The 26,481-nt window shown below is 52.1% G+C and carries 23 protein-coding genes; 6 read left to right on the top strand and 17 right to left on the bottom strand.

Annotated features, from left to right (window positions below; all coding sequences use genetic code 11):
* Positions 1 to 13: 13 nt before the first annotated feature.
* The 17 genes from pcaF to FHP88_RS15990 form a co-directional block, all read right to left on the bottom strand.
* Entirely contained in the window at positions 14 to 1,219 is a 1,206-nt protein-coding gene (gene pcaF / locus FHP88_RS16070; RefSeq protein ID WP_144360103.1) for a 3-oxoadipyl-CoA thiolase, read from the bottom strand.
* 321 nt (positions 1,220 to 1,540) lie between these two features.
* A complete protein-coding gene (locus FHP88_RS16065) occupies positions 1,541 to 2,434 on the bottom strand; it encodes a helix-turn-helix transcriptional regulator (RefSeq protein WP_144360102.1) in 894 nt (297 codons plus the stop codon).
* Between the two features lie 89 nt (positions 2,435 to 2,523).
* Complete coding sequence (locus tag FHP88_RS16060) at positions 2,524 to 4,848, bottom strand: aldehyde ferredoxin oxidoreductase C-terminal domain-containing protein (RefSeq protein ID WP_144360101.1); 2,325 nt, start codon at positions 4,846 to 4,848, stop codon at positions 2,524 to 2,526.
* Between the two features lie 254 nt (positions 4,849 to 5,102).
* Positions 5,103 to 5,309 carry a hypothetical protein gene (locus FHP88_RS16055; protein WP_144360100.1) on the bottom strand — a complete coding sequence of 69 codons (207 nt, stop codon included), beginning with the start codon at positions 5,307 to 5,309 and terminating at the stop codon, positions 5,103 to 5,105.
* A gap of 76 nt (positions 5,310 to 5,385) precedes the next feature.
* Complete coding sequence (locus FHP88_RS16050; protein WP_144360099.1) at positions 5,386 to 6,696, bottom strand: phenylacetate--CoA ligase family protein; 1,311 nt, start codon at positions 6,694 to 6,696, stop codon at positions 5,386 to 5,388.
* A gap of 24 nt (positions 6,697 to 6,720) precedes the next feature.
* Positions 6,721 to 8,052: an NADH-dependent phenylglyoxylate dehydrogenase subunit beta gene (gene padI / locus FHP88_RS16045; protein WP_260843339.1), complete on the bottom strand. Its 1,332-nt coding sequence runs from the start codon at positions 8,050 to 8,052 to the stop codon at positions 6,721 to 6,723.
* Positions 8,053 to 8,066: 14 nt separating this feature from the next.
* Complete coding sequence (gene padH / locus FHP88_RS16040) at positions 8,067 to 9,320, bottom strand: NADH-dependent phenylglyoxylate dehydrogenase subunit epsilon (protein WP_144360098.1); 1,254 nt, start codon at positions 9,318 to 9,320, stop codon at positions 8,067 to 8,069.
* Positions 9,321 to 9,330: 10 nt separating this feature from the next.
* Positions 9,331 to 10,572, bottom strand: a complete 1,242-nt coding sequence (gene padG, locus FHP88_RS16035; RefSeq protein ID WP_144360097.1) for an NADH-dependent phenylglyoxylate dehydrogenase subunit alpha — start codon at positions 10,570 to 10,572, stop codon at positions 9,331 to 9,333.
* Positions 10,572 to 10,865, bottom strand: a complete 294-nt coding sequence (gene padF, locus FHP88_RS16030; protein WP_144360096.1) for an NADH-dependent phenylglyoxylate dehydrogenase subunit delta — start codon at positions 10,863 to 10,865, stop codon at positions 10,572 to 10,574. Before padF ends, padG begins: the two co-directional genes overlap by 1 nt.
* Entirely contained in the window at positions 10,862 to 11,461 is a 600-nt protein-coding gene (padE, locus tag FHP88_RS16025; protein WP_335341541.1) for an NADH-dependent phenylglyoxylate dehydrogenase subunit gamma, read from the bottom strand. The genes padF and padE overlap by 4 nt, the downstream gene beginning before the upstream one ends.
* Positions 11,458 to 12,342: a hypothetical protein gene (locus FHP88_RS16020; RefSeq protein WP_144360095.1), complete on the bottom strand. Its 885-nt coding sequence runs from the start codon at positions 12,340 to 12,342 to the stop codon at positions 11,458 to 11,460. The genes padE and FHP88_RS16020 overlap by 4 nt, the downstream gene beginning before the upstream one ends.
* Positions 12,342 to 12,995, bottom strand: a complete 654-nt coding sequence (locus tag FHP88_RS16015) for a 4Fe-4S dicluster domain-containing protein (protein ID WP_144360094.1) — start codon at positions 12,993 to 12,995, stop codon at positions 12,342 to 12,344. Before FHP88_RS16015 ends, FHP88_RS16020 begins: the two co-directional genes overlap by 1 nt.
* Entirely contained in the window at positions 12,992 to 15,727 is a 2,736-nt protein-coding gene (locus FHP88_RS16010; RefSeq protein ID WP_144360093.1) for a molybdopterin-dependent oxidoreductase, read from the bottom strand. The genes FHP88_RS16015 and FHP88_RS16010 overlap by 4 nt, the downstream gene beginning before the upstream one ends.
* 12 nt (positions 15,728 to 15,739) lie before the next feature.
* The gene (locus FHP88_RS16005) at positions 15,740 to 16,144 is read right to left on the bottom strand and encodes a thioesterase family protein (protein WP_144360092.1); all 405 of its coding nucleotides are present in this window, start codon (positions 16,142 to 16,144) and stop codon (positions 15,740 to 15,742) included.
* Positions 16,145 to 16,380: 236 nt separating this feature from the next.
* On the bottom strand, positions 16,381 to 16,881 hold the full coding sequence (locus FHP88_RS16000; RefSeq protein ID WP_144360091.1) for a hypothetical protein: 501 nt from the start codon (positions 16,879 to 16,881) through the stop codon (positions 16,381 to 16,383).
* Positions 16,878 to 17,717: a 2-oxoacid:ferredoxin oxidoreductase subunit beta gene (locus FHP88_RS15995; RefSeq protein ID WP_144360090.1), complete on the bottom strand. Its 840-nt coding sequence runs from the start codon at positions 17,715 to 17,717 to the stop codon at positions 16,878 to 16,880. Before FHP88_RS15995 ends, FHP88_RS16000 begins: the two co-directional genes overlap by 4 nt.
* Complete coding sequence (locus FHP88_RS15990) at positions 17,717 to 19,480, bottom strand: 2-oxoacid:acceptor oxidoreductase subunit alpha (RefSeq protein ID WP_144360089.1); 1,764 nt, start codon at positions 19,478 to 19,480, stop codon at positions 17,717 to 17,719. The genes FHP88_RS15995 and FHP88_RS15990 overlap by 1 nt, the downstream gene beginning before the upstream one ends.
* Before the next feature lie 206 nt (positions 19,481 to 19,686).
* Here FHP88_RS15990 and had point away from each other — a divergent pair, with 206 nt between their 5' ends.
* The 6 genes from had to bcrA are packed head-to-tail and all read left to right on the top strand — an operon-like array spanning position 19,687 to position 26,480.
* Complete coding sequence (gene had, locus FHP88_RS15985; RefSeq protein ID WP_144360088.1) at positions 19,687 to 20,760, top strand: 6-hydroxycyclohex-1-ene-1-carbonyl-CoA dehydrogenase; 1,074 nt, start codon at positions 19,687 to 19,689, stop codon at positions 20,758 to 20,760.
* Between the two features lie 12 nt (positions 20,761 to 20,772).
* Complete coding sequence (oah, locus tag FHP88_RS15980; protein ID WP_144360087.1) at positions 20,773 to 21,909, top strand: 6-oxocyclohex-1-ene-1-carbonyl-CoA hydratase; 1,137 nt, start codon at positions 20,773 to 20,775, stop codon at positions 21,907 to 21,909.
* Positions 21,910 to 21,912: 3 nt separating this feature from the next.
* Positions 21,913 to 22,683, top strand: coding sequence for a cyclohexa-1,5-dienecarbonyl-CoA hydratase (locus FHP88_RS15975; RefSeq protein WP_144360086.1), 771 nt, complete (start codon positions 21,913 to 21,915; stop codon positions 22,681 to 22,683).
* Positions 22,684 to 22,685: 2 nt separating this feature from the next.
* Positions 22,686 to 23,855: a benzoyl-CoA reductase subunit C gene (gene bcrC, locus FHP88_RS15970; RefSeq protein WP_144360085.1), complete on the top strand. Its 1,170-nt coding sequence runs from the start codon at positions 22,686 to 22,688 to the stop codon at positions 23,853 to 23,855.
* 2 nt (positions 23,856 to 23,857) lie between these two features.
* Positions 23,858 to 25,150, top strand: coding sequence for a benzoyl-CoA reductase subunit B (bcrB, locus tag FHP88_RS15965; RefSeq protein ID WP_144360084.1), 1,293 nt, complete (start codon positions 23,858 to 23,860; stop codon positions 25,148 to 25,150).
* Between the two features lie 10 nt (positions 25,151 to 25,160).
* Positions 25,161 to 26,480 carry a benzoyl-CoA reductase subunit A gene (gene bcrA, locus FHP88_RS15960; RefSeq protein ID WP_144360083.1) on the top strand — a complete coding sequence of 440 codons (1,320 nt, stop codon included), beginning with the start codon at positions 25,161 to 25,163 and terminating at the stop codon, positions 26,478 to 26,480.
* Position 26,481 lies beyond the last annotated feature (1 nt).

The raw sequence follows: 26,481 nt of genomic DNA, 5'->3' as shown, positions 1-26,481 counted from the left end.
TTTGGTGAGCGAATTACACACGCTCAATGATCATGGCGATGCCCTGACCAACACCAATGCACATGGTGCAGAGGGCGTAGCGGCCGCTATTTCGATGCAGTTCATTGGTTGCGGTGGTCAGCAGTCGTGCGCCGCTCATACCCAGTGGATGGCCGAGAGCAATCGCGCCGCCATTGGGATTGATGCGTGGGTCGTCATCGGCCAGCCCCAGATGGCGAGTGACTGCCAGTGCCTGAGCGGCAAAGGCCTCGTTGAGTTCTATAAGGTCCAAATCTTTCAGTGTCAGCCCCAGCCGCTTGAGTAGTTGTGCGCTCGCGGGGGCGGGGCCGAAGCCCATGGTGCGAGGTGGCACGCCGGCGGTCTGCAAGCCGAGGATACGGGCGCGGGGTGTCAGCCCCTGCTCTTTTGCGGATTGCTCGGAAGCAATGATCAGTGCGCATGCTCCGTCATTGACACCCGAGGCGTTGCCCGCAGTAACCGAGCCTTCGGGATGAACGATGGGGCGTAACTTGGCTAACTGTTCCAGCGTAGTTTGTGGTCTTGCGTGTTCATCCTGACTGATAATGAGCGGGTCGCCTTTTCGTTGTGGCAGTGTAACCGGTACGATCTCTTCGGCGAGTCGACCTGCGGTGATAGCCGCCCCCGTACGTTGTTGAGAGCGCAGGGCAAAGGTGTCTTGGTCTTCACGGCTGATACCAAATTCTACCGCCAGGTTTTCAGCCGTCTCCGGCATTGAATCGACGCCGTACAACTTCTTCATCATGGGATTGATAAAGCGCCAGCCAATCGTGGTGTCAAATATCTCAGCCTGACGTGAGAAGGCGCTCTCAGCTTTTGCCATTACAAAGGGGGCGCGAGACATGGATTCCACGCCGCCGGCAATCATCAGTTCTGCTTCACCACTCTTGATGGCGCGGGCTGCCGTACCGACGGCATCCATACCGGAGCCGCAGAGACGATTCATTGTGACGCCTGGAACGGCGTCCGGCAGGCCCGCCAGGAGTGCGGTCATGCGTCCGATATTGCGGTTGTCCTCACCGGCCTGATTGGCGCAGCCGTAGATCAGGTCATTCACCCGATACCAATCAACGTCAGGGTTACGCTCCATCAGCGCCTTCACAGGTAGGGCAGCGAGGTCGTCGGCACGGAGTGTGGAGAGGCTGCCAGCATAACGGCCAATGGGTGTACGAATGGCGTCACAGATAAAGGCTTCAGGCATGGTTTAGATCCTTGGTTAAAAATGGCATGTTTCACACCGGGGTCGGAGTCAGGTTCAACCCCTGTGTGGTATGGGTACTTGTTAACGTAACTGACTCCGACCCCTCCGGGTTCTCAGTTGTTATATTTTTCGCACTGGAGTCGGTGTAAGGCAGGCAAATAGTAAGGCTGACTTGACTACGACTCCTTGGGATAAACCCTCGAGAAGATTTTTTGGCACAAGCCTGTGCCGGTACTAGAAAGGTGTGTGGGGAAAGGTAAAGATAGCCGAGGTGTTGCAGCCCCGGCTGAACGTAAGGGGTTGTTATCGAATCAGTACGGTTTAGCTGCCTTGTAGATACGGGCCGCACTGTTTGATCAAAGTATTCAGACTTTGATCAATGGTCTGGCCTGAAGTCATTATCTGATAATCAGCCAGTCGATAATCGGTTTCACGCTCAGTCAATATCAGTTTCAGATCGTCCATTGCCTGCTGGTTTCCTGCCATAGGTCGCATGTCACCCTGCTCTATAACCCGGTTCATGTGATCTTCGGGCAAAGCGCGTACCCAGACGGTGAAGAAGTGCTCCCGCAGGACGCGATAGGTCTCAGACTCGGAGATCAGGCTGCCGCCCGTCTCAATAACAACATGGCGGTAATCCGTGATGGTCTGTTGCAGAGCCTGCAGTTCCAGTCGGCGATAGTTAGCCTGACCGGTAAGCGAAATCAATTCACCCATATCCATGCCTGCCAGTTGCGATATCACATTCTGCATGCGGATAAAGGGTACCTGGTAGTGTTTTGCTAACAGCTCACCCAGGGTACTTTTTCCGCCGCCGCGCAGACCAATTAACGCAACACCCCGGTAGGCTCCCTGTCCTTGAGAAAAAGCACCGCGGAGTAATTGGTAGGCCTTCTCCTGGGTCTCCAGGCTGAAGGTGTCGACCAACTCGCCTAAAGGAGGATACTTGATACAACTCTCCTCCTGTTCAGGTAGCAAAGAACCGATCCGCACTCCCAGTGCCTTGGCAATGCGTGATAGCAGGGCCAGCGACACATTGGCAGTGCCGCGTTCCAGCTGAGCCAAGTAACGCTCTGAGACGTCCGAGTGGAAAGCGAGGTTTTTCCGGGTCAGGCCGCGCCGCGACCGAACCGAACGCACCCGTGAGCCGACCTCTTCGGTCAGTTGCTCAATGGCTATCTCGCTGCCAGTTGTGGCATTAGTCGTCTCAGTCATGCGCTCACAATCCTAGGTGGTACCCTCTTTCGTCCGATAGTAACATGATACTGATATTTGTACCTTTTCCACACTGTTTTCTGGTTTTATTATCCTCCTGCCAGCATGGGTACGAGACTCACCTCATCCCCATTATGTAATGCATGTCCCAGTTCGCTTGAAACCACGAGCTGATCATTAATTGCTATACCCAATGCGCTGTCGTTCAATGCCTCGGCGGCCTGCGGCAGGGCAGAGATAAGTCGTAGGCGCAATTCCTGGATGTCTTTTACTGGCCGATTGAGAATCAGACTGCTGCGCGATACGCCGGGAAGTTCTGGTAGATTTACCTTCAGGTGGTAGCCCGTGATGACCTCAGAAAGCTCATTCCACCAGTTACTGTTGGGTAGTCCGTCAGGCTCGAAACCTGAGACCTCATAGAAGCGCTGTTTCAACGCTTCAAAGGCTTGCTTGTCTATTTTTTCACCCGCGAATGGTCCTGCTGTGTTGGGCTCTTCAAACCAGCGTTTTGGCAGGGTGTCGTCTGCTGAGGTGAGTCCACGGTGGGCATTGATCATGCGCTCCAGCGCAATCACATTGCGCCCGGCATTAAGCAGATCATCACTGCTCATCACAACGCCCGTCAGCAATTTGAGCTGTTCTGCAAACTCTTCGGTACCTGTCAGTGAAGGTGAGTTGAACAGCTTGGTCGTGAAGCGGCACATACCCACCGAGTCACCCACCGCAAAGGTGTCTTCGCAACGGCGTACAGCATACTCTTTACCGCCGTATGCATTGGGTTCGGCAGAGACCTTGCCACCGTAGAGTTCGGCCTTGAATTCTGCGTCATCATTGATGCGCGCATTGATCTCCAGGGTGACCCGGTTGCGCAGGTGATCCATGCCACGAGTAGCAACGGCCAGACCCAAGGCAAAGGCCTTGAGAATGCGGCTGTCATGGGGATCGGACTGGAACAGACCCTTAACGGTCATGCGGTAATCCAAGGCTTCTTTGGGATACTTGCCAGTGGCAACGGCCTGGCCGGAATCAGCGACAACATCACCAAAACCTTCCCGTTTTGCCATCATAAACAGCAGTTGTTCTACGGCATCATAGTTACCCCAGCTCAGATCCAGGCCGCCGGTAGTCTGCTGATCAATGATACCGCGTTGGTACAGTTCCATGGCCCAGCCGATGGCACCACCCGTACCGGATGAATCGAAGCCCAGGTCGTTAAGGATATTATTCAGGCGCAGAACTTGTTCAGGTGCTGTGATACCGACGTTGGGTCCAAATTTACCGACGGTGACATATTCCGGGCCGTCGCCTTTATCATAACGGTCAAAGATGCCATCACCCTTGATGCCCTGATAACTGGCTTTATGCTGATGTTCCACTTCGGCTTGCGCAGTGTCATAACTGGCGTTGCCTGTGACGCCCTTTAGGGCGTGTGCGCCGAAACCTCCTTCGGCACCCGGGGTCATGTCATTCAGTGGCCGACACTTGACCGGACATTTGTAGCAGCCGTCCATGCCGGTGCGATAGACATCGAAATTATCGGCATCCAGATCTTCAACCCAGGTGTTCTCTTGATTGTTTTTGGTACCGATGGCACCCAGTATACGGCTAGGTTTGTAGAGGAAGGGGGTGCCAACCGTTTTCAATGCATTGCGGATAACACTGGTGCCGATCACCTTGTTGCTGATCTCTTTGTTACCCAGTTTAAACTCTTTGCTGGTAATGATCCTGCCGGGTGCTCCGTCGATCATGATCGCCTTCAGGCCCAGTGATCCCATCTTGGCGCCGGCTCCTCCCCGTGCCCAGATTGCCTTGATGCCACCCATGATGCCCGAACTGAGTGCCAGATTTTCACCCGCACTGGTAATGCGCGCCAAGGCCATATCTTTACGTTCGGTGCGTTCAAAATCCCGCTCTATCGCCTCGGTGACATCCAGGTTGTTAAGGCCCAGATAGGGTGTGGCATCAAGGAACTCAATTTCGTCAAAGGCGATCTTGAGCAGTGTCCATTGGGGGTTCCGTCCATAGAGCACAATATGTTCATAGCCATGATGCTTCATGAAAGCAGGGAAGTAGTCACCGGCATTGCTATCAAGTATCGCGTCGCTTTCGGGTGAGAGGCTGGTGACATTACCGCGGGTTGCCGAGGCCATGTACCCGGTAAATACGCCATTGCCAAAAATCAGTGGCACTTCAGTATCCAGTGCTTCCATCTTTTCTGTGGCGAGCAGGTTGTACAGCAGATACATATTGGCACCGCGCCCACTGAGGAAAGTGGTGAGTACTTCCTTTGGCAGATAAGCCTTCTGGTGAGTACGATGCTCAAGATCGACAAACAGGACAGCGCCCTGCGTAGCATACTGTGGTGTGTCATGCATGCGTTCCAGCAGTGCGTTGACGCGATCTTGGATATTCATAGTATTACCTCTGACCCCTGTGGGTCATCCTCTCGCACCGGGCGAGTTATTTAAAATAAAGGGGCGGGTGGTTTACGTCCCACCCCTCTATATCTTGTGGCCACCCATCGTAGCCATGATGCGCTGGTGCTTCTGCCACAGGGTCTGGCCAGCTCGCAAACCATAGGGCGGGCTGTGCCCGCCGACGGCGCCCATGGGACGCCCTATGGCGCATAAGTGCCGCCCCTTATTCAGCCTCCTTGCTTCATGATGGGCTACTTTGCCTCAAACAGATTGCAACCAAACTCGCCCCGCACCTGTATCTCGGCAAACTCATCATCGGTGCGAACGATTGCCCGAAGTGGATTGGCACGCATCTGATCGAACAGTTCGCAGACACCAAAGCCATCCTGCTCATGTTCATTGCGCAGGGCTGCATTTTGTTCAAAGCGCCAGTGGTTGCATTCTTGGCAAAAACTCACAATCAGCTCCTTACTTTTTCTATCAGGAATCGACGTCAAAAATTTTAAATATGACGCGGACCCCTGTGGTTTCAATCTACTTTTTTCGCAGATCTTTAACGCGAACCGCCTTGCCCTGTGAACGTGGAACCTCACCGGTACCCAGGACGTTAACGGTACAGGTGACACCAATCAGTGATTTGATATGGTGCTTCACTTCTGCGCCCAGTGCGGTGCGATCCCCGCTGAAATCGGGTTCTGCCTCTATATCGACCAACAATGTATCCAACACACCTTCGCGTTTGATCACTAACTGGTAATGCGGTGCAACGCCCTTAATGCCGACCAGTACGGATTCAATTTGCGAGGGATAAACATTGACGCCGCGAATAATCATCATGTCATCATTGCGACCAGCTACACGCAGAATGCGGGCATGTGAACGACCACAAACGCAAGGCTCGTCCGTCAGTCGAGTAATGTCATGAGTGCGGTAACGAATGATCGGCAGCGCCTCTTTGGTCAGTGTGGTGATAACCAGTTCGCCCACCTCGCCATAGGGGAGGGGCTGTAATGTTTCGGGATCAACGATCTCGAACAGGAAGTGATCTTCCCATCCGTGCAGACCATTTTGCTCTGGGCATTCACAGGCGACACCGGGTCCCATGATCTCGGACAGACCGTAGATATCCATCGCCTTCAGACCAAGCTGTTTCTCCAGCTCAACACGCATCTCATCGCTCCAGGGTTCTGCTCCAAACAGACCAATGCGCAAAGGACCCGCCGCAAGGTCGACCCCTTCGCTCCTGGCGACCTCGGCAATGTTGAGTGCATACGAGGGTGTAGAGAAAAGCACATGAGAGCCAAAATCACTCATCACTGCGATCTGTTTTTCGGTATTACCACCGGACATGGGTGTCACCGTACATTTCAACCGTTCCGCCCCATAGTGAGCGCCGAGTCCACCGGTAAACAGTCCATACCCGAATGCGTTATGTACAATGTCGCCTGGACGACCACCGGCACAAGAGATACTGCGCGCCATCAGGTCGGCCCAGTTGTTGATATCGCCTTCAGTATAGCCAACAACGGTTGGCTTGCCGGTGGTGCCGGATGAGGCGTGCAGTCGACTGATCTGTTCGCGCGGTACGGCGAACATGTTAAACGGATAGGCATCACGCAGATCATTTTTAATGGTGAAGGGGAACTTGGCCAGATCTTCAAGTGATTGCAATTCATTCGGCTTCACGCCCTGCTTGTCGAATGCCGCGCGATAATGCGGGACATTGTCGTAGGCGTGCTGAAGAATTTTTTTCAGTCTCGTCAACTGTAGCTGAAGTAGCTGTCCACGGGGCATGCATTCTGCCTCGGGATCATAATAGTAGTTATCGGCACCAGTATCTGACATGGTGTCACTCTCCTCGAAGTTTTTTTAGTTTAATCCGGCAAAGCGTTTGAGGGTTTTTACCCGCTCGTTAACTTGTTCCTGTATATGCTGTAGCTGTTCTTCGCTGACATGGCGGTACTTGCCACTCAGGTTCAGATAGGCCTCTACCGGCAGGGGGTCATCTATTGAATGGGTGAAGCGCAATTCACCGCCACGCTCATATTCCCAAAGGGGTGCAAAGTTGGTCTCTACACCCTTGCGGCATACCTCAATCGTTTGAGAGGAGGGGAAGCGCCAACCCGTTGGGCAGGGTGAATAGATATGTAAATAGGCAAAGCCACGTTCAGAGGCCGCCAGGGCCTTGTCGAGTTTTTCATAATAGTCTTCGACAAAGGCGGTGGATGCAGTCGCCACATATTCACAATTATGATTCATCATGATCATGGCGAGATTTTTCTGGTTGGTGCGTTTACCTTTCATCTCTGATCCGACCGGTGTCGTCGTCGTCCAGGAGCCGTAAGAGGTACTACCCGATGCCTGCATGCCGGTATTCATATAACCTTCATTATCGACGACGATAAACAGAATCTGGTCATTGCGTTCTGCTGCGCCAGATAATGATTGGAAGCCTACATCACCTGCACCACCATCACCGGCTAATGCCATGGCCGTAACGTTGCGACCCATGCGGTTGTACTGTTTTTTCAGGCCGGCGAGCATGGAGGCCGTGTTGGTCAGTAGTGGATGGAATACGGGCACCTTGGTGCCGGTTGTACCATTGAATCCGACCGAACCCATGCCAGGGATACAACCAGGTGGTGTGGCCAGCACAGTGTCTGGTCCTACTTTGCGCAGTGAATGGCGCATGATCATTTCAGAGTTACAACCCTGGCAGGCGGAGAGGCCGGGTACGAACAGATCTTCCCGATCATGTTGATCATTAAAGATACCGGCAGAGGTAACATAACTCAGCGCACCGCTGGGACAGGCCTTGACGCAGGCGGGATCGCCATCACACATATCACATTTGGCCACATGATTCAGTGTCATGTTATAGGTGATGCCACCATAGGTGCAGCCAACGGTACAGAGGAGACAATCGATGCAGAGACTCTTGTCCCAATCGATGACGCCAGTCTGTTCATTTTTAGTGAGTGCGGTAGAGGGGCAGCTCTTGGTACATTCTGGATCACCACACTGCCGGCAAAGTGCCAGTTCAGGTAAGCTGCCGTTCATTCCGGCAATAATCTTGATGCGTGAGTAGAGCAGATCATCTGTCCCGGACTTGATTTGCGAGCAGGCAGTCATACAGGCATCACAGTCGTTGCAGCTTTTGCAGCGCGACGGGTCAAAGGTGATCGTATTATAGGCGGTCATGACATGTTCTCCCGTTATCGCCAAGTACTGGACATGAGGGCGCGACCTGTTTCGAGTGGCCGGGCGATAAAGGCGTCTTTTACTGAAGTGAGATCGATTTTGCGCAAGATCAATTGCCACATGACACCCGCATCCATCTCTTCATTGATGCTGGAGATACCCTGCAGTTGATTGTCCTTTAGCAGTATCTTTAAATAGCGATGATTGTCATCGTCTACTTGAGTTAACTCTTCACTCTGATCATCGGCCATGCACTGGCCTACGGAAATCGCTTGCTGACCAAAAAAGGTGTAGGTGTTGATGGGTACGCCGCCCGTATAGGGTTGCAGTGTGTAGTCTTCGCTCATATCCATGGCGGCGATAGCACCTTGCGTAACGGCATCCGGTAGAATGCCCATCATGACCTTTTTATCTTGGTAGAAATCAGCGGCCTGGGCTACATCACCCGCAGCCCAGATGGCGGGAGCATCTGTGCGCATGTTACGGTCTACCAGGATGCCTTCTTCAACTTGAACAGAAGTGCCTTTCAGGTAATCCAGTTTCGGTTTCACACCCGTCGCGACAAGCAAAAGATCGGCAGTAATGCTGTTGCCATTCTCTAACGTAACTTGGCAACTCTGCGCTTGCTGCTCGACTTTCACGACACGACTGCCCATCAGCATGGTAATGCCGTTGCTGTTGAAGGCTGTTTGAATAACAGAGGCCGCGCGCGTATCAAAATATCCGGGTAGCACCTGGTCACACATTTCCACTATGGTGACATCTAAGCCGGCATGGCGAAGGTTCTCGGCGCCGTGCATACCGATTAGCCCTGCACCCAGTACGATGGCGGTCTTTGCGCTGCCCGCATGGGTGCGTAAATTAATCGCATCCTGCATTGTGCGCAGGACATGGAAGGACGCTTCGCTCAGACCTGGGATGGGTGGAATGATGGGGTCGGCTCCCGTGGCCAAGAGCAGTTTTTCATAATGCCACTGATCACCTGATTGTAGCGTGACCTGCTTGTTGGCTTCGTCTATAGCGACCAGTTCATCACCTGTGATGAGGTTGATATTCAGGTTTTTGAAATAATCTGCATTTCGCAATACCACCCGATCCGGATCACTCTGACCAGAAACCACATAGGGCAGTATGGTCGGGGAGTAGGGTAGGCGTGCATCCCGCGTAACAACGGTAATGGTTGCGGTTTCATCAATCAGGCGGATTCTGTGAATGGCTTCCAGTCCAGCATGGCTGGCGCCGGCGATGAGATAATGGGTGCTGTTCATCGCATATTCCTCAATCGTTCTCGTTGAGCCAGATAGGGCTGTCGATAGTCGTTTCATCGGCCCACATGGTTGCAGTAGCCTGTATCGCTTTGGCAAAGTGTGCCTCAGTCAGATCGGCGCCAGCCAAACCGCCAATAAAGGGTCGGGCGGATATGGTTTTGCCGGTGCGATAAAGGCAGCTCAATACCTCTTGATAGAGTGGGCCACAATTCCATCCGTAATGAACTGAACGATCGACGACACCAACGGCCCGCACTTTCGATAGGGCGCGGGTCATGGCTTCAATGGGGAAGGGTCGGAAGGTTTTAATCTTGATCAGCCCCACTTTTTCACCCTTTTCCCGTGCACTGTCGACGGCATCTTTGGCCGCGCCGGTCATGGAACCGATAGTGACCAGGGCATAGTCGGCATCGTCCAGTCGATACTCTTCTACTAGCGGGGCAAATTCACGGCCGAAGATGTCGGCCCAGTCTTGGTGGGCTTGTTCAATAACACCCAGCGCATTCTGCATGCCGTCACACAGTGACTTACGATAGGCGACAAATTTACTCGGGCCAATGCCGCCAGCACCTCCAGTCAGCGGATCAACGGCCATGGGGCGCAGTGGATCAAGCGCCACGTGCCAATTGACATCTTTCTCACCCAGGTAATCATCAACGGCAGCCTGTTCGGGTACATCGACCTGAGTGACACCGTAAGAGAGATAGTTGCCATCGTGGCAGATATTCACGGGCAGCATGACGTCATGATGTTCAGCAATGCGATAGGCCATGATGGTGGTGTCAAGCACCTCTTGGACGGTTTCACAATAGATCTGTATCCAGCCCGTCTCCTTCATGGTCATAGCATCTTGCTGACCACCCCAGACACATTGTGGTGTGATGCCATCACGGGTCACCAGTGATGCCACAATTGGCAATCGCATGCCGGGTGTACGCCAATAGGGTTCGAACATGAACGCAAGACCCGGGCCGCAGGTGGCGGTGTAGGTTCGTCCGCCTGCCAGTGCGGCACCGTGCAGGGCGGACAGCACGCTGTGCTCACCTTCAACATTCATCAGCTCCGCCTGGATCTTTCCATCGGCGATGAACTGGGAGACATACTCAACCAGTGAAGATTGAGGTGTGATGGGATAGACGGCGACCAGATCAGGGCGTGAGAGTGCGACGGCCCAGGCGGCCGCCTCGTTGCCGTCACAGACAATAGATTGTGCGCAACCGGGATGAGTGGTTTTAAGGGCAGGACTGGCCATTACTTGACCTCCTCTATCATCTTGATGGCACGGTGTGGGCACTCGACAGCACAGATACCACAGCCTTTGCAGGTGTCATAATTGACATCAAACCAGGCGCGTTTCTCGACAATGCATTGCACGGGACAGAAGATCCAGCAGATGCCGCATTTGACACACTTGGCGCGATCGACAATAGGCCGTTCGGCACGCCAGTCACCTGGCAGCATGGGGTTTTCGATCGTGGCGACAGGACAGAGATTGTCCGGTACCTGACTCATATCGGGTCGTGGATGGGCCTTCATTTTGCTCATACCCATTCCTCTCCTTGACGTTGTTTGATAATCGCTTCGTTATAACCGCGTTCGATTGCGATCAGGTTCTGTTCCAGCCCGGCATCCCGGAAATTGGCTGACTCAAGTCCGGCTCTTAACGCATCCATGGTGACAATACCTGTCGCACGGGCAAATGCGCCGAGCATGATGGTATTGGTGATGGGGCGTCGGAATACTTCCATACCGATACCGACGGCATCACAGAGAACGACCTTGGTGATCGGCTCCGGACAGTTGAGGGATTCTGCCGAATGTCGGGTCGCCTGGATCAGCGTACTGCCGGGTTGCACGCCGGCAAAGATATCGACCGCCTTGGGTATGCTTGGGTCGATACAGATGATGTAGTCGGGGTCATAGATATTGGTCACGGCACGGAGCGGTTTTTCTGAGTAACGCATGAAAGCCGCTACGGGTGCTCCTCGCCGTTCAAATCCAAAAGAGGGAATCGCCGTGACGTGTAAGCCACTCATGGCTATCGCCTTAGCCAGTATCTTTGAAGCTAGTACAGCGCCTTGGCCACCGCGGCCATGCAACCTCACTTCATGGATTGTTTTTTGTGCAACAGCAGTGGTCATTGAGGTAATCTCCAGCCGGGTTTAAGCCCCGGGCCCGATTTTCCACCACCACGCGCTGGTGTATGTGCGATGGAAAAACCTTGGTAGTAAGCCGCGTAAATGATGATCTGGTATTTACAGAACCAGCCACAAAACACCATGAAAAGGCCTGCCGTGGCCGCTAAAGGGAGTTGGTAGGCTACATAGTGTTTGCCCATAAACAGCAATACAATCGGCGTTGCGATACCCAATAGGACGATCACGATGTTGGATCGCTCTAATACTTTCAAGGTCGCTTCAGGGGCATTGTTTGCCAGTGAATAACGGTAATTGATCCAGGCCACTCCACGTAGAAACACGAGCGAGAGCGCAACGATCCATCCATAGCCCTTGAAAAAGGCTTCGATATTGCCTGCTGTCAGGCCGATAAGAATCAGCAGTACACCCATACCTTCGGTTAATCCGGTAGAAAGGATTAATGGGTTAATCGCGTTGGTGCGCCAGGCGGGTATACCTTTTGCCATGTGTAGAATGCGGGCCTGGGCAAACAGGAAAAACGCAGCCGGCAGTGCGCTTAAGACTAACAGTGAACTGGATTCAGTGAAGAAGGTGAGCAGGCCCATCGGTATTAATAGGATTGCCACCATGCCTTCTCGCGTCATCCAGGAGGTTGCTGGGTTACGGAAGACATTCATAGAACGAAGTGGTCTGCCGATTTCAAGCCAGACCAGTCCCAGTCCTGCGGTGACCAAAACACTGGCAAGCAGGGCATAGGCGGTGGTATTGAGACCCATGGTGGATAACGTCGCCGCAATGATCATAAGGCCTGTTCCGGTACCACCGCAGATAAAGTTCCCTGCTGCTCGCCAGTCCCAGCGTTTCTGTAGTGTTGGGGCCAACATTATTTACGCTCCCATAAGTAGTAGAAGCCTGAGCCGGTTTCCAACTCTTCATGCATCTGGAAATGTTTATGTGTTCGCAGTAGTTCAGAGACATTGCTATTCGGATTGTCGATGTCACCGAAGATAAGCGCGTTGGCAATGCAGGCGTTGGCACAGGCCGGTGTAGCATCAGGGTCGATACCCGGAGTCAGTCCATTGGCTGTGCCATAGTCGATGCGGTCAGAACAGAAGGTGCATTTCTGCGCTACCGCTCGACGCTCTGAGTGGGGCACTTTCTGTTCATGCTTCATCTGGCCAAACTCTTTCCCGTAGGCCTTGTTAGGGACGTCGACACGATCCCTTGCCTGATAGGGGCAGGCCTGAATGCAATAGGCGCAACCAATACAGAGGTCATAGTTAATCGAGACGATACCGTCTGGGCGTTTGTAGGTGGCGAGTGTTGGACAGACGTCAGCGCAGGGCGCGTCCAGGCAATGATTACAGCCTACCGGGATAAATGCGCGGCGCACATTCGGATAGGTGCCCACTTCAAAATCCAGCACCTTACGCCACTGCACACCAGGAGCAGTCGCGTTCGTATGCTTACATGCGGCTGTGCAGGTCTGGCAACCGACGCAGCGGTTGATGTCAGCGACCATCACATAACGGGTCATTTGGCCTCTCCAATCTTCTTTATCTTTACTCTGGCCAGGTCAGCGCCGGAACCACTTGAATCGGTCAAATCCAACAGCATGGGAACCAGTGCATTCATGCTTGGCACATTAAAATCTTTTGCAAAAGGTGTAGCCCAATGGTCGAACTGACCCATCAGCATCAGGGTGTCAGGTCGAATGCCTTCGCGTGTTACCAGAATGCCGCGGGTAGCACTGAGGGGTGAGGTAATCTCTACCCGGTCGCCATCCTTGAGTCCCATCTTGTGGGCTCTTCCGGTATTCATTACCAGACCACCATGAGTGCCTATGTTCTTTGATACTTCACGAATCATCTGAATCGATACATTGCCGCCCCAGGCATATTGCATGCTGCGGGAGGTGACCAGCCAGAACGGATAGTCGCTGATATCGACGCCAAAGTTGCGTTCCAATGCGCCTTCCCAAAGGGCTTGGAAATCCATCATGTCAGGTAAGGCCTCGTACTCTTCCAGCTGTTCATCCCACCAGCTGATGCCCTTCTCATGTAAGCGTCGACCGAGTTGGACGCCGACACGTTTTAGTGTCTCTTGATAGGGCAGTTCGTAGCGAACACCTTCATCTTCCATCTTCGCGGTGAGGTACCATTTGATACGTGGGAAATCAGTCAGCCGATAGCCCTTCTCTTTGTAGTAATCCAGACCTTGCTGTTCTTTTCCGCCAGTGATTTCCGCGCTTGCGGCTTTGCAGTTGGCATCCCAGATGGTTTCAACGTCATGCTCTTGAGTGACATCCAGACTGAAGTCATATTTATCTGTTTTAAGGGCTACACCTGCAGCACCGCGATTGAGTGCCTTGTTGTACTGCTCCAGCATATTGCAACGTTTCGCAAGTTCTGTGCTGATCCAGGTAAAGTCGCGGGTATCGCCTTGTGGTTCAGTAACCGGTTGTCGCAGGGCAAAACCCTGATGATCCCAGAACTGCTCAATAAATTTGGTGCCACCGATACGGATCAGTTGCAGTCCTTCCAGGTCTGTACGATCAGGTAACAGGATATCGGCCATGTGATTTGTCTCATCACGGGTATAGGCGAAACAGACCGTAAAAGGGAAGGTGGCGATGGTTTTGGTGATCTGGTTGGTATCCCAAAAGGATACCGCCGGGTTGGTCCGATAGACAAACCACAAATCCGGCTTGGTGGCTTGTGGCCAGTGGTCGGGGCCTTTGTCTTGCTGCATCCATGCGAGATGGGTTGGGCCAAGTGCCTGGCTCCAGGCCGAGTTGCCGACCAGCGGTACCAAAGTGCGGTTGGCGTTGCGTACATCGGGCGTTGCCAGCCAGTTCTCTTTATCTGTTGGATTCATCGGATAGGCAAGGAAACCATCCTCTGAAAGTTTGACGCTGTCGTTGCGATCAGAGGCGGGACGGTTGATGCGAACCGTGGTGCCGATGGTACCGCCGGGCACTTCGAGGGCACCGACTAATACCGCCAACATAGTGCGAGCCCAGCAGCAGTGATAACCACCCCAGCCATTGTTAACGGTTTTACCCAAGGTGACAGCCACTGGACGCAGGGGCATGGTACGACCATCAACTTCAATGGTTTCACCTACCTTGGCGTGGTCAAGATACTCCAGTGCAATGCGTCGGATAATCTTGTTGTCTACATCACAGACCCGCGCGGCCCATAGCGGGGTAAACGGCTTCATGTGCTCAATCAGTTTTTCAAACGCGGTGGTGACTTTGATATCCTGGTGTTCCCAGCGATCGTCATCAGCCCCCAGTTCGATGCCACTTAATACAAATTGTCCTTCGAGGGCAGGCTCAATATTGGCCGTATCAAACGGAACGGCTTGTTTGGTTTTGAGATCATAGACCAGCGGTTTTTTAGTTTCAGGGTCACGTAGGTAATATCCGTTTGGCGCTACTAAATAGGGAGAGCCCGTACGGTCACGTAAAAATACTTTATCCAGTCGATCACGTTGTTCATGTAGCAAGACATGAATGAGCGCGTACATGAATGCGGGATCAGTTTTTGGCTTGATGGGTACCCATTCTGACGAGGCGGCACCCGTTTGAGAAAGATGGGGTTCTACCTGAATACGCTTGACACCGCGATCACGTGCATCAGCGTGACGGCGAACGCCACAAACACCACCTGATGCTTCGATATTCATGCCGAAAGAGATGATGTACTCACACTTGGGCGTGTCTGGTGCGACAATAAAGGCACGATGCCAGAGTTCCCCATAGAGATGTTCTGAGTGATAGCATTTGACGCCTTGTCCGCTCCCAAAACCCATATCGATAGGGGTGAGTGTGCTGAGAAAGGCTGGGAAGGTGCCCATGTAGTAGGTTGACGTTCCACCACCGCCAAAGCTGGCGGCAACACGTGGATAGCCGGCGGCGTCTATTTTACCTTCTGCCTGTATTTTGTTGACTTTTTCTGCAATGGCATCCAACGCTTCATCCCAGCTAATGGGGACAAACTTTGGATCTTCCTCGCGACCCTTCTTCGGGTTTGTACGCTTCATCGGTGTAAGGATGCGATGTGGGTTGTAGACCTTTTGAATCAAACCAAATGCTTTAACGCATACCTTTCCACCTGCCGGGGTGCAATCTGCGGCGCCGAAGTTTGGCTGTATTTCAGTGGCAATGCCATCTTCTACGCGTACGTTCAACAGATCGGGGCCAGCAACACACTGATAGCAGTATGTGGGGATTTTTGTTTTGCCTGTGGGTGATTCCTGGGTCATGCTTGTCTGCCTTTAGCTGGTTGCTTTTGCTGCTTTTGCTTTAAGGCGCTCAGCAGTCTGGGCGGTGTCGACGACAAAGCGGACATGCTTGCCTTTGGCGACATTCTCCATGGCGTCGCGTGCAGTAAACTCATAGCTGACCATGCGGCCTTTGACCTCAACAATAGTCGCCGTTATCTCTACCCACATACCCAGCAGGGTGGCGCCGGTATGATCCATCTCGACCCGAGTGCCTACGGAGTCTTCACTCGCATCAAGATGCTCGAGTAACAAATTCCGGCTGGTGACTTCCATATCGTAGATGAGACTGGGTGTGGAATAGACGGCGCAATCATCACCGACAAAGTTAACCGTACGCGGTTTATCAATTTCATACCGGTCCGTTTTTGTAAGGCCTGCCTGTAGACTCTCTTTCATGCTCTTCTGCCTTTATCTGTAATTTTTAATGTGGCGATGTTGGTTAATGAACGAACATCATAAAATCGCTGAAACTAATTTATTATTAATATTTAGTTTCAAAATAAACTATTTATAAGAGACGTCAATAGGTTTTGCAATTGCATTGCAGTATTTTTGATAAATATCAGAAAAAAATCTATTGGCGTCTCTTTGTATGCATTTAAAATACCAGGAAATAACGGTTGCAAGAGAAACTATTCAAGCATAAGTGGTGGGTCATGATCCTCATCCCAACCTTTTTCTGGCATTGGATATTCTCTTCTTTTCTTCTCTAATTGAGCGCAAAAGTCATTTGCTTCTCGTGCAAACCCATGTGCCATTTTTTTAACATCAGAAGAAATCTCACTCTGTTCAATTTGGAGAAAGAGTTTGGCGGCACTCTGTTCGACAGCGATTGCCAGAGACAGCGTGTGATAAGGTGTCATCATATAATGTGCACTGGTATTTATGGCATCATCCCAGTTGTAATCCCATGGAGAGATGTGTGGCAGCTCAGTGTCTTTACTTAAGCTTTCTACGACTTGGGTTCGGTTGTTTTGTTTTTCAGCAAGCCAGCGAAAGATATCGGCGGCTTCGGGATTGTTAACCACATCCATCTGATCAGCAAACAGTTCATAGCGATCCACTGTTTCAGAAAGCATGGTCAGCGTACGGGCCAATAAATCGGCCTTACTGAGGATGCTGATTTCACTCACAGTATGAATCCTTTTTCCAGTTCTGAAATATGCTCAACCGATGTTTTTAGCTCAGGCTGATAGGGTGCGCGGTTTCCCTTGTACAGTGTGCCGAGGAAAAAATTGTCATCGGTCATTAAGCGCTTGGCGGCAACGGCTGGATCGGTTGTCGGCTCTACCGGTGCGGCACGCACCATTTTTTTCCAATCTTTCTGCTCAGGCCGGAAAGTGACGCACGGGCTGAGCATGTGAACAAATGAGAAGCCGGGATGCTGCATCGCGTCGACCAACACTTTCGCCGCACCGTTGGGATCAGTACTTGACGCACGTGCGATAAAATTGGCGCCGGAAGCGAGCGCAATCACCAGTGGATAATAGGGATTGATCTTGGTGCCACCCGGAGTCAGCTTGCTTTTGTCCCAGTCAGGATCTGTAGTGGGAGAGGCCTGGCCCTTGGTCATGCCGTACACCTGGTTATCCATCACAATATAGGTCATGTCCACGTTGCGACGACAGGCGTGCATAAAGTGATTACCGCCGATTGAGAAGCCATCGCCATCGCCTCCAGCGGCCAATACCGTTAGGTCTGGTCTGGACACTTTAAGACCGGTTGCTACAGGCAGTGCCCTGCCGTGAACCGCATGAAAACCATAAACATTGAGATAGGCTGGCAGGCGGGATGAACAGCCGATACCGGATACCAAGGCAACATTCTCTGGTGAGAGGCTCATCTCAGCCATGGCCTTGGTAATGGCCAGCAGTACGCTGTAGTCACCACATCCAGGACACCAGACAGGTTTGGTACCAGACTTATAATCTTTGGCTTTAAGGCTGGGACAGGTATTTGCCATTTCCATTATGCGTTCTCCCACGCTTTAAGTTCACTATAGACGTCATCGGGGCGAATCATCAGGGGGCCGGGTATGGCCATTGAGCGAATCTCCCCGGGTAGGTCGTAGTGTGCTCGTAGATAGTGATGGAACTGTGCGCCGTGGCACTGCTCAACAATCAGTGTTCGTTCAACGCCCTGGAGTGCCTGAGCTAAACGTTGAGGTTGAGCGGGCAACAGCAGACGCATACTGATCAGACGAACCTTGTACCCCTCTGCCCTAAGCATATCGATGGCCTCGCTGACAGGGCCAGTACTCGAACCCCAAGTGAGTACAGCGATTTCACCTTCGCCCTCTGTGAGTGCCCAGTGATCCCCATAATCAAACTGATCGAGCTTGCGTTTACGTTTATTGAGTTGCTGAATGTGATCTTCAGCGCGGCTGGATGGCGTGCCGGTGGGTGAATGTTCCAGACCATCGGCGGTGTACTGACAACCTACAGTGCCGGGTATTGACATGGGCGACACCCCGGAATCGTTTACTGCATAGCGTTTGAAATCTTCTGATCTACTGGTAATGCTGCGACCACCAGAGACAAAGGCAATGTCAGCCGGGCGATCAATCAATGCGCGTGTCTGGCCCAGTGATTGATCAGAAAGAACGATCGATGCCGTCTGGAGTGTTTCTGCCAGATGGGTAGCCCACTGGGTGGTAAACAGGCAGTCACCAATCGACATGGGTGCTACAACAATATGCGGCGCATCACCATGTAATCCATAAATGGCAATATTAAGATCACTCTGCTCAGATTTGGTGGGGATGCCCGTAGAGGGTCCGCCTCGCATCACATCGACAACCACGACCGGGGTTTCAGAGGCAACAGCCAGGCCAATCGATTCAATCATCAATGCCAGGCCTGGCCCTGAGGTGGCGGTGAGTGAAGGCGTTCCGCCAAACGAGCCGCCTATTAGCTGATTAATGGAGGCCAGTTCATCCTCTGCCTGAACTAGTACGCCACCGACTTTTTTCAGGTTGGGCGCGAGCCACTCCAGGATCTCTGTGCCCGGAGTAATCGGATAGGCGGCGACAAAGCGAACCCCGCCACGAATAGCGCCGAGACCGGCCGCTTCGTTGCCAGTAATGCTCCAGCGCTCTTGCTTGGCGTTGGCTTCGACCTTGAAATCCGGGATGTCCGGGACAGCGCTGGCCTGTTCGGCGCCCGCTCTGACGCCCGCCATGCTGGCATCAACGGCCTCTTGGCCTTTCTTTGAGAGTGATTTTGTCAGCACCGCTTCCAGTGCATCAATCGGCAGTCCGATCAGATGGGCCAACGCACCGAGCGCTACCATATTGGGGCGTCCGCCACTGATTCCTTTCGCTAGCTCACTCAGTGGCAGCTCTACATAACGGCCTCCCATGCGGCTGATGGCCTCGGGTACCGTTCCGCCCTGATCGCCAATCACTATACTGTTTGAATCAAGAATGATTTCGCCTACAAAGCGATCGGCATTGAGCCAATCAATGGCCAGCAGAATATCGAAGCGGCCTTTGTGTGTCTCAACCGGTTTGGGTGAGAGGCGTAACAGGGCCGCGGCTTCGCCGCCGCGAATCTGTGGGCCGGAAGAGCGGGTCATCATGCCATACCAGCCCGCCTGACCGGCGGCATCCAGCAACTGTCCGCCAGCCGTCATAACGCCTGAGCCCCCACTGCCGAGCATCGCAATAGAGAGGGAGCGGGTGACGCCGATATGCTGCGTAGGGGGTGTCGCTAAAGATGCAAAATCATTCATTAGATATACCTTATATATATGATATATATCGCAGGAGTATGCTTGGTAATACCCCTATAATCGTGCTGTAATGAATCATATTTCATGATATTTGATATGTCAAAGGAAATATAGTACATAAAAAAATGTTGACAAGAGGGTAAAGTGAAATATAATTCATCACCACAGCATTAGTGCGTGAAATGAACTTTTGGAGAGATCACACGATGAGTATTAACGGACACCGATGGTTAATGACTGCTGTTGGAGAACCCTTTGTAAAAGAGTCGTTCTCTCCCGAATTGCCAGCTGCCGGCGAAGTAACGGTAGAAGTGGCTGGGTGCGGTGTTTGTCATACTGACCTGGGATTCCTGTACGACGGTGTACGTACTAATCATGAACTCCCTCTGGTGCTTGGGCATGAGATCAGTGGTCGTGTGGTGGCTGCCGGTGAAGGTGTGGAGGCATTGACCGGCAAAGCGGTTGTCATACCGGCGGTGATGCCTTGCGGTGAGTGTGATCTTTGTAAACGCGGGCTTGGTACCATGTGCCGTAGCCAGAAAATGCCGGGTAACGATATACAGGGCGGTTTCGCAACCCATATTAATGTGCCGGCTCGTGGTCTCTGCATGGTAGATGAGAAGCAGCTTGAAGCTGCAGGCATGAGCCTGGCTGAAGTCGCGGTTCTGGCTGATGCCGTTACCACACCCTACCAGGCGGCCGTGTTGGCTGAGATCAATGAAGGTGATGTGGCTATCGTTATTGGTGTGGGCGGTGTGGGTGGTTACGCCGTACAGATTGCCAATGCAATGGGCGCTACAGTCATTGCCATTGATGTGGATCAGGGCAAACTCGATCAACTAAAAGATTTCGGCGCATCGATGACACTCAATGCCAAGGAGCATGACGCACGGGCAATCAAGCAGCTGATCAAAGAGTATGTGAAGAGCAATGGCCTTCGTGCCACCGAGTGGAAAATCTTTGAGTGCTCTGGCTCTGCACCGGGCCAAGAGACTGCTTTCAGTCTTATTACTTATGGGTCGCATCTGGCAGTAGTCGGTTTTACCATGGCGAAACTGGAGCTGCGGCTATCAAACTTGATGGCCTTTAGTGCTCGTTTGCAGGGTAACTGGGGCTGCCTGCCTGAATATTATCCAAGGGCGCTTGATCTGGTGATGCAGAACAAAATCCAGATGAAGCCGTTCGTGAAACTCCATTCATTAAACGACATAAACGCAGTGTTTGAGGCGGCCAAAAACCACCTGCTGACTGAGCGTGCCATTTTGGTTCCGAATCTTTAAAGGGGACGTATTATGAGAGATTCAACACGCAACATTATCAATAATTCCAAGCCGGCCCATGCGGTCGATCACAACCTGGTGCCTGAGCTCAGCTTCGAGGGTCTGTTGGTTGAGAAACGTCCGGCCAAACGTCGTGATGGCACGGTGGCTGAAGGGCTCTACAACATGTGGATCACCCTGAACAATCCAGCGCAATACAACTCTTATACCACCGAGATGGTGAAAGGCGTGATTCTCGCTTTCCGTGCGGCAAGCAATGCCCGTGATGTGAACGCGGTTGTCTTCACCGGCGCGGGTGACAAGGCATTCTGTACCGGTGGAAATACCAAAGAGTACGCCGAATACTATGCCGGCAACCCGCAGGAATACCGTCAGTACATGCGACTGTTCAATGACATGGTCAGTGCCATGCTGGGTTGTGACAAGCCAGTAGTGTGCCGTGTAAACGGCATGCGCATCGGCGGTGGTCAAGAGATTGGTATGGCGGCTGATTACTCAGTTGCACAGGATCTGGCCAATTTTGGTCAAGCTGGTCCCAAGCACGGTTCAGCTGCCATTGGTGGCGCTACCGATTTTCTTCCAGTGATGATCGGCTGTGAGCAGGCCATGGTCTCTGGCACCTTGTGCGAACCCTTCTCGGCACATAAAGCCTATCGCCTTGGTATCGTTTCCCAGATTGTTCCTGCGCTGAAAGTGAATGGTGAGTTTGTTGCCAATCCGATGGCGATCACAGATCAGATGCTTGATCAGTACGGCCGTATCGTGCATGGCGAATTCAAGACGGGCGATCAGGCAAAGGCCGCAAAAGAGTTAATGAAGACCGGTGAGATTGATCTCAGCCTGCTGGACCAGGCCGTCGAAGATCTTTGCGCCAAGCTGATTGAAACTTTCCCTGAGTGTATGACCAAGAGTCTGGAAGAGCTGCGCAAACCGAAATTGGATGCGTGGAATCGCAATAAAGAAAACTCCCGTGCCTGGTTGGCGCTGAACATGATGAATGAGGCCAACACCGGATTCCGTGCCTTTAATGAAGGTAATCGTGAAGTGGGTCGTGAGATTGATTTTGTCGCCTTACGTCAAGCGCTGGCAGAGGCTACTCCCTGGTCGCAAGAGCTGATCGAGAGCTTGATGCCTGGTAAGGAGGGCTAACGCATGAGCGATTCACCGCTCAAGGTTTGGTTGGAACGGGATGAGACGCTGTTACGGCTGCGGCTTAACCGTCCCAAGGCCAATATTGTGGATGCCGCCATGATCGGCGCTCTGCAAACGGCCTTCGAGCAATATGTCGGGCAGGCGTCTCTTCGTGCTGTGTTACTGGATGCTGAAGGTCCCCACTTCAGCTTCGGTGCCAGTGTCGAGGAGCACCTGCCGGGCAGTTGCGCAACGATGCTACGTTCATTGCACCAATTGATCGAAACCATGTTGGATTTTCCTGTGCCAATCCTGGTAGCCATTCAGGGGCAGTGCCTGGGTGGTGGCCTGGAAGTTGCGGCGGCCGGCAGCATGCTGTTTGCTACACCGGATAGCCGGCTGGGGCAGCCGGAAATTCAGTTGGCCGTATTTGCTCCGGCGGCTTCCTGCCTATTGCCCGAACGCATTGGTCAGTCGAATGCAGAAGACCTGCTGTTTTCTGGTCGCAGTGTTAAGGGTGATGAGGCCCTGACAATGGGTCTGGTTAATCGGTTAGCAGAAAACCCTGAAGAAGCGGCCATCGCTTATTTCGAAAAATTTCTTGCACCCCACTCAGCTTCCTCATTGCGATTTGCAGTGCAGGCGGTAAGAACCGATGTGGTGGCGCGTATCAAAGCCAAACTGGCAAGTGTTGAAGCCCTTTATCTGGACAGCCTTATGGCAAGCCATGATGCAGTAGAAGGTTTGAATGCGTTCCTGGAGAAACGTCCAGCCAAATGGGAGGACAGGTAAGTATGAGTACTGCAGAGATAATCGCACGCTGTGAAGAGTTGTATGAAGATACCACCTTCGCCGCATCACGTGCATGGAAAGAGGCCGAGCCAGGCCGCAAAGTGATTGGTTTTATGCCGGTCTATATTCCAGAGGAGATCATTCATGCAGCGGGTATGCTACCGCTGGGTATATTGGGTGGTGGCGATGAACTTGAGGTTATTCATGGCGATGCCTTTTACCAGAGTTACATCTGTCGTATTCCGCGTTCCACTATTGAGTTGGGACTGACGGGTCGTCTTGACTTTGTTGATGGCATGCTGTTCCCCAGTATCTGCGATGTAATCCGCAACCTGTCGGGTATGTGGAAGCTGATGAAGCCGGGCATCTATGCCAAGTATTTCGACGTACCGCAGAATTATCGCGACGACATTGGTGGTAAATATTACCAGCAAGAGATGCAAGAGCTGCGACATGATATGGAGAAGATCTCCGGTCGTAAGATCACCGATGAAGCGATTAGTAATTCGATAAAGATCTACAACGAACATCGTCAATTGGTGCGTGATGTTTACGCCCTGCGTTCAGCTGAACCTTGGAAAGTGCCGAGCTCAGAAGTCTATCTGCTGATGCGTGCAGGAATGGTGCTGCCGGTAGAAGAGCACATTCCTATGATGCAGGCCTATATCGCAGCGGCGCAAGAAGAAGACCGCCCAATGCGTGATAACTGTCGCGTCATTACTACCGGTGCTTTCTGTGAGCAGCCGCCTTTGAATCTTATCAAGTCGATTGAGATGTCAGGCTGTTATGTGGTCGATGATGACTACATGATGGTTAACCGCTGGCTGATGGAAGAGGTGCCGACTGAAGGTGACCCTATCAAGAATTTGGCGGATGCTTTCCTGCATCATTCCGCGGATTCATCGGCTAAATACAGCGATACGCAAGAGAAGGTCGGTCAATATCTGTATGACTCGGTACAGAAAAACAAGGCAGAAGGTGTGATTTTTGCCGCACCTTCATTCTGTGATCCGGCGTTGCTGGAACGTCCGCTGCTGGCGGCGAAAATGGCTGAAAACAAGGTGCCGCATATTTCATTTAAATACGCGGAAAACTCAGGCCAGATGCAACCGATCCGTGAGCAGACGGGTACCTTTGCCGACTCAATCAAGCTTTGGGGTAAGGAGATATAATCATGAGTGCAAATGCTCAGACAGAAGTCATTAAAGATTTGTCGATGCTTAAGCAGAAGGAGATGATTGCACGAAATTATGATGCTATTACCTCTGCTCCAGAAACAGGTCAGAAGGTCGCTTCAACCTTTGTGCCCGGAAATCTTAATGAGTTGATTAACAGCTTTGGCATGTTGAATAACCTGCCAGAGATCAATGCCATCAATAATGGTATGCGTAAACAGAGTGGCGCCATGATTATGGACGCCGAACGTTCAGGTCACTCAGAAGATGTCTGTACCTATGTGAAGGCAGATATCGGCATGATGTCAAAGGGTAATATCGCGCCGAATGGTAAGCCGATGCCTGCGCCTGATTTGCTTTTGCTCTCCTATACCGGTTGCTTTACCTTCATGAAGTGGTTTGAACTGCTGCGTAAAGAGTACAACTGTGAGACGGTCATGCTGCAAGTCCCATACACCGGTGATGGTGTCGTGACCGACAATATGCGCGATTTTGTAGTCAAGCAGCTGAAGGAAGAAGTGATTCCAACGCTGGAGCGCGTCTCTGGGAACAAGTTTGATATCGATCGTCTGCGTGAGAATCTGGCACGCTCTGCCAAGGCGGAAGATGACCTGGTATGGGTACTGGATAGCGCTAAGAAAGTGCGTTCACCCATTGATGCCTACTTTGGCGGCGTCTATTACATTGGGCCAATCTTTACCGCCTTCCGTGGTACACAAGACGCGATCGAGTATTACCAGTTGCTGCGTGCTGAAATTGAAAAACGCATGGAGGCCGGCCTCGGCCCCATCACACCTGAAGGTGATATGGGTGAAGAGAAATATCGCCTGGTCGTCGAAGGTCCACCTAACTGGACCAGCTTCCGCGAGTTCTGGAAGATGTTCTATGACGAAGGCGCTGTAGTGGTATCAAGTACCTATACCAAGGTGGGTGGTGTTTATGATCAGGGTTTCCGCCATGATCCAGAGAATCCACTGGAGTCACTGGCGGATTACTGCCTCGGTTGCTACACCAACCGCAATATGCCCAGCCGTGTTGACATGATTGAAAATTACATGAATGACTTCCAGGCTGACGGTCTTTTGATCAACTCCATTAAAAGCTGTAACAGCTTCTCGGCTGGACAGTTAATGATGATGAATGAGATCGAAAAACGTACCGGTAAGCCTGGTGCGTTTATTGAGACTGACCTGGTCGATCCACGTTACTTCTCCGCAGCTAATGTGAAGAATCGCCTGGAGAGTTATTTCCAGATGGTGGATCAGAAACGTCAATCCAGCAGACAATTTTAAGGGGCTGATTATGAAGTGTTATATAGGCATTGACCTGGGATCCACCACTACCAAGGCGGTGGTGATGGATGAGAAAGGTGAAGTCTTGGGTCGTGGTATCACCAATTCACGGTCCAACTATGATACGGCCAGTCGGGTAGCCAAGCTGGAAGCAATGATCAGTACCCGGTTTACCCTGTTCCACCGCTCCCTGGAAGGGTTGGCCGGTTTGGAAGGTGAAGGTATTGATCGGTTGTTGGATAACCTGGAACGCCATTTTCGTTTGGAATTATTCCTGGAGCAGTTAAATGACTTGCATCAGACCTGTGCGGCCAATTCGGACGATTTAAGGTATCCCGGTCAGAAAGAGAAGATTTGCGCTTCACTGGATGTGGTGTTTAATCGCTTAGGACAGACTCTGCAGAAACTGTTTGGCCCTGGTGTAAAACGCAAGTCAGATTTCTTCCGTGATCTGGCGGGCACCGAGTATATGAACATTGCCGAAGAGACGGCTAAAGAGTTGGGGACGAGTTTTGATACCCTGATTAATGTTTATGACAAGTCCATTATCGAAGTGGAGAATCGTCCGCCAAACGATGATATGGAAGGCAAGTTTCTGCGTGCACTTGAGCAAGTGTTAAAAGAAGATGCAGGGCTGAGTGTCGATGCGGATGAAGTCATGAAGGTTATCCGTGATGTGCTTGCCATTGATCTCGAAGAGACCTTTGTCGTCGGTACCGGGTACGGTCGTGTACGCCTGCCTTTCCCAAAAGAGCACATTCGTTCAGAGATCCTTTGTCACGGCCTGGGTGCTCACTTGATGTATCCGAAGACCCGGACAGTGCTGGATATCGGTGGCCAGGATACCAAAGGTATTCAGGTGGATGATAAAGGCATCGTGGTTAATTTCCAGATGAATGATCGCTGTGCCGCCGGCTGCGGCCGCTATTTGGGTTACATCGCAGATGAAATGAACCTGGGTCTGCACGAGCTCGGTCCTATGGCCATGCAGGCAACCAAGACAACGCGGATCAATTCTACCTGTACGGTGTTTGCGGGTGCGGAATTGCGTGATCGTCTGGCCATGGGTGAGAAGCGTGAAAACATTATGGCTGGACTGCATCGCGCCATTATCTTACGCGCCATGTCGATTATCTCCCGCTCGGGTGGTATTACCGATGAGTTTACCTTTACCGGTGGTGTGGCTAAAAATGAAGCGGCTGTAAAGCAGTTGCATGAGCTGGTCAAAGAGAACTACGGTGACGTGAAGATCAATATTGACCCTGATTCAATCTATACCGGTGCATTGGGTGGTGCAGAGTTTGCCCGCCGTGCCGTTGAGGAGGCTTAAC

Origin of the sequence: Sedimenticola selenatireducens, assembly GCF_007625115.1 — a bacterium.
GTDB lineage: Bacteria > Pseudomonadota > Gammaproteobacteria > Chromatiales > Chromatiaceae > Sedimenticola > Sedimenticola selenatireducens_A.
Note: the sequence above shows the minus strand (reverse complement) of the source record. Positions and strands in the feature narration are given on the sequence as shown.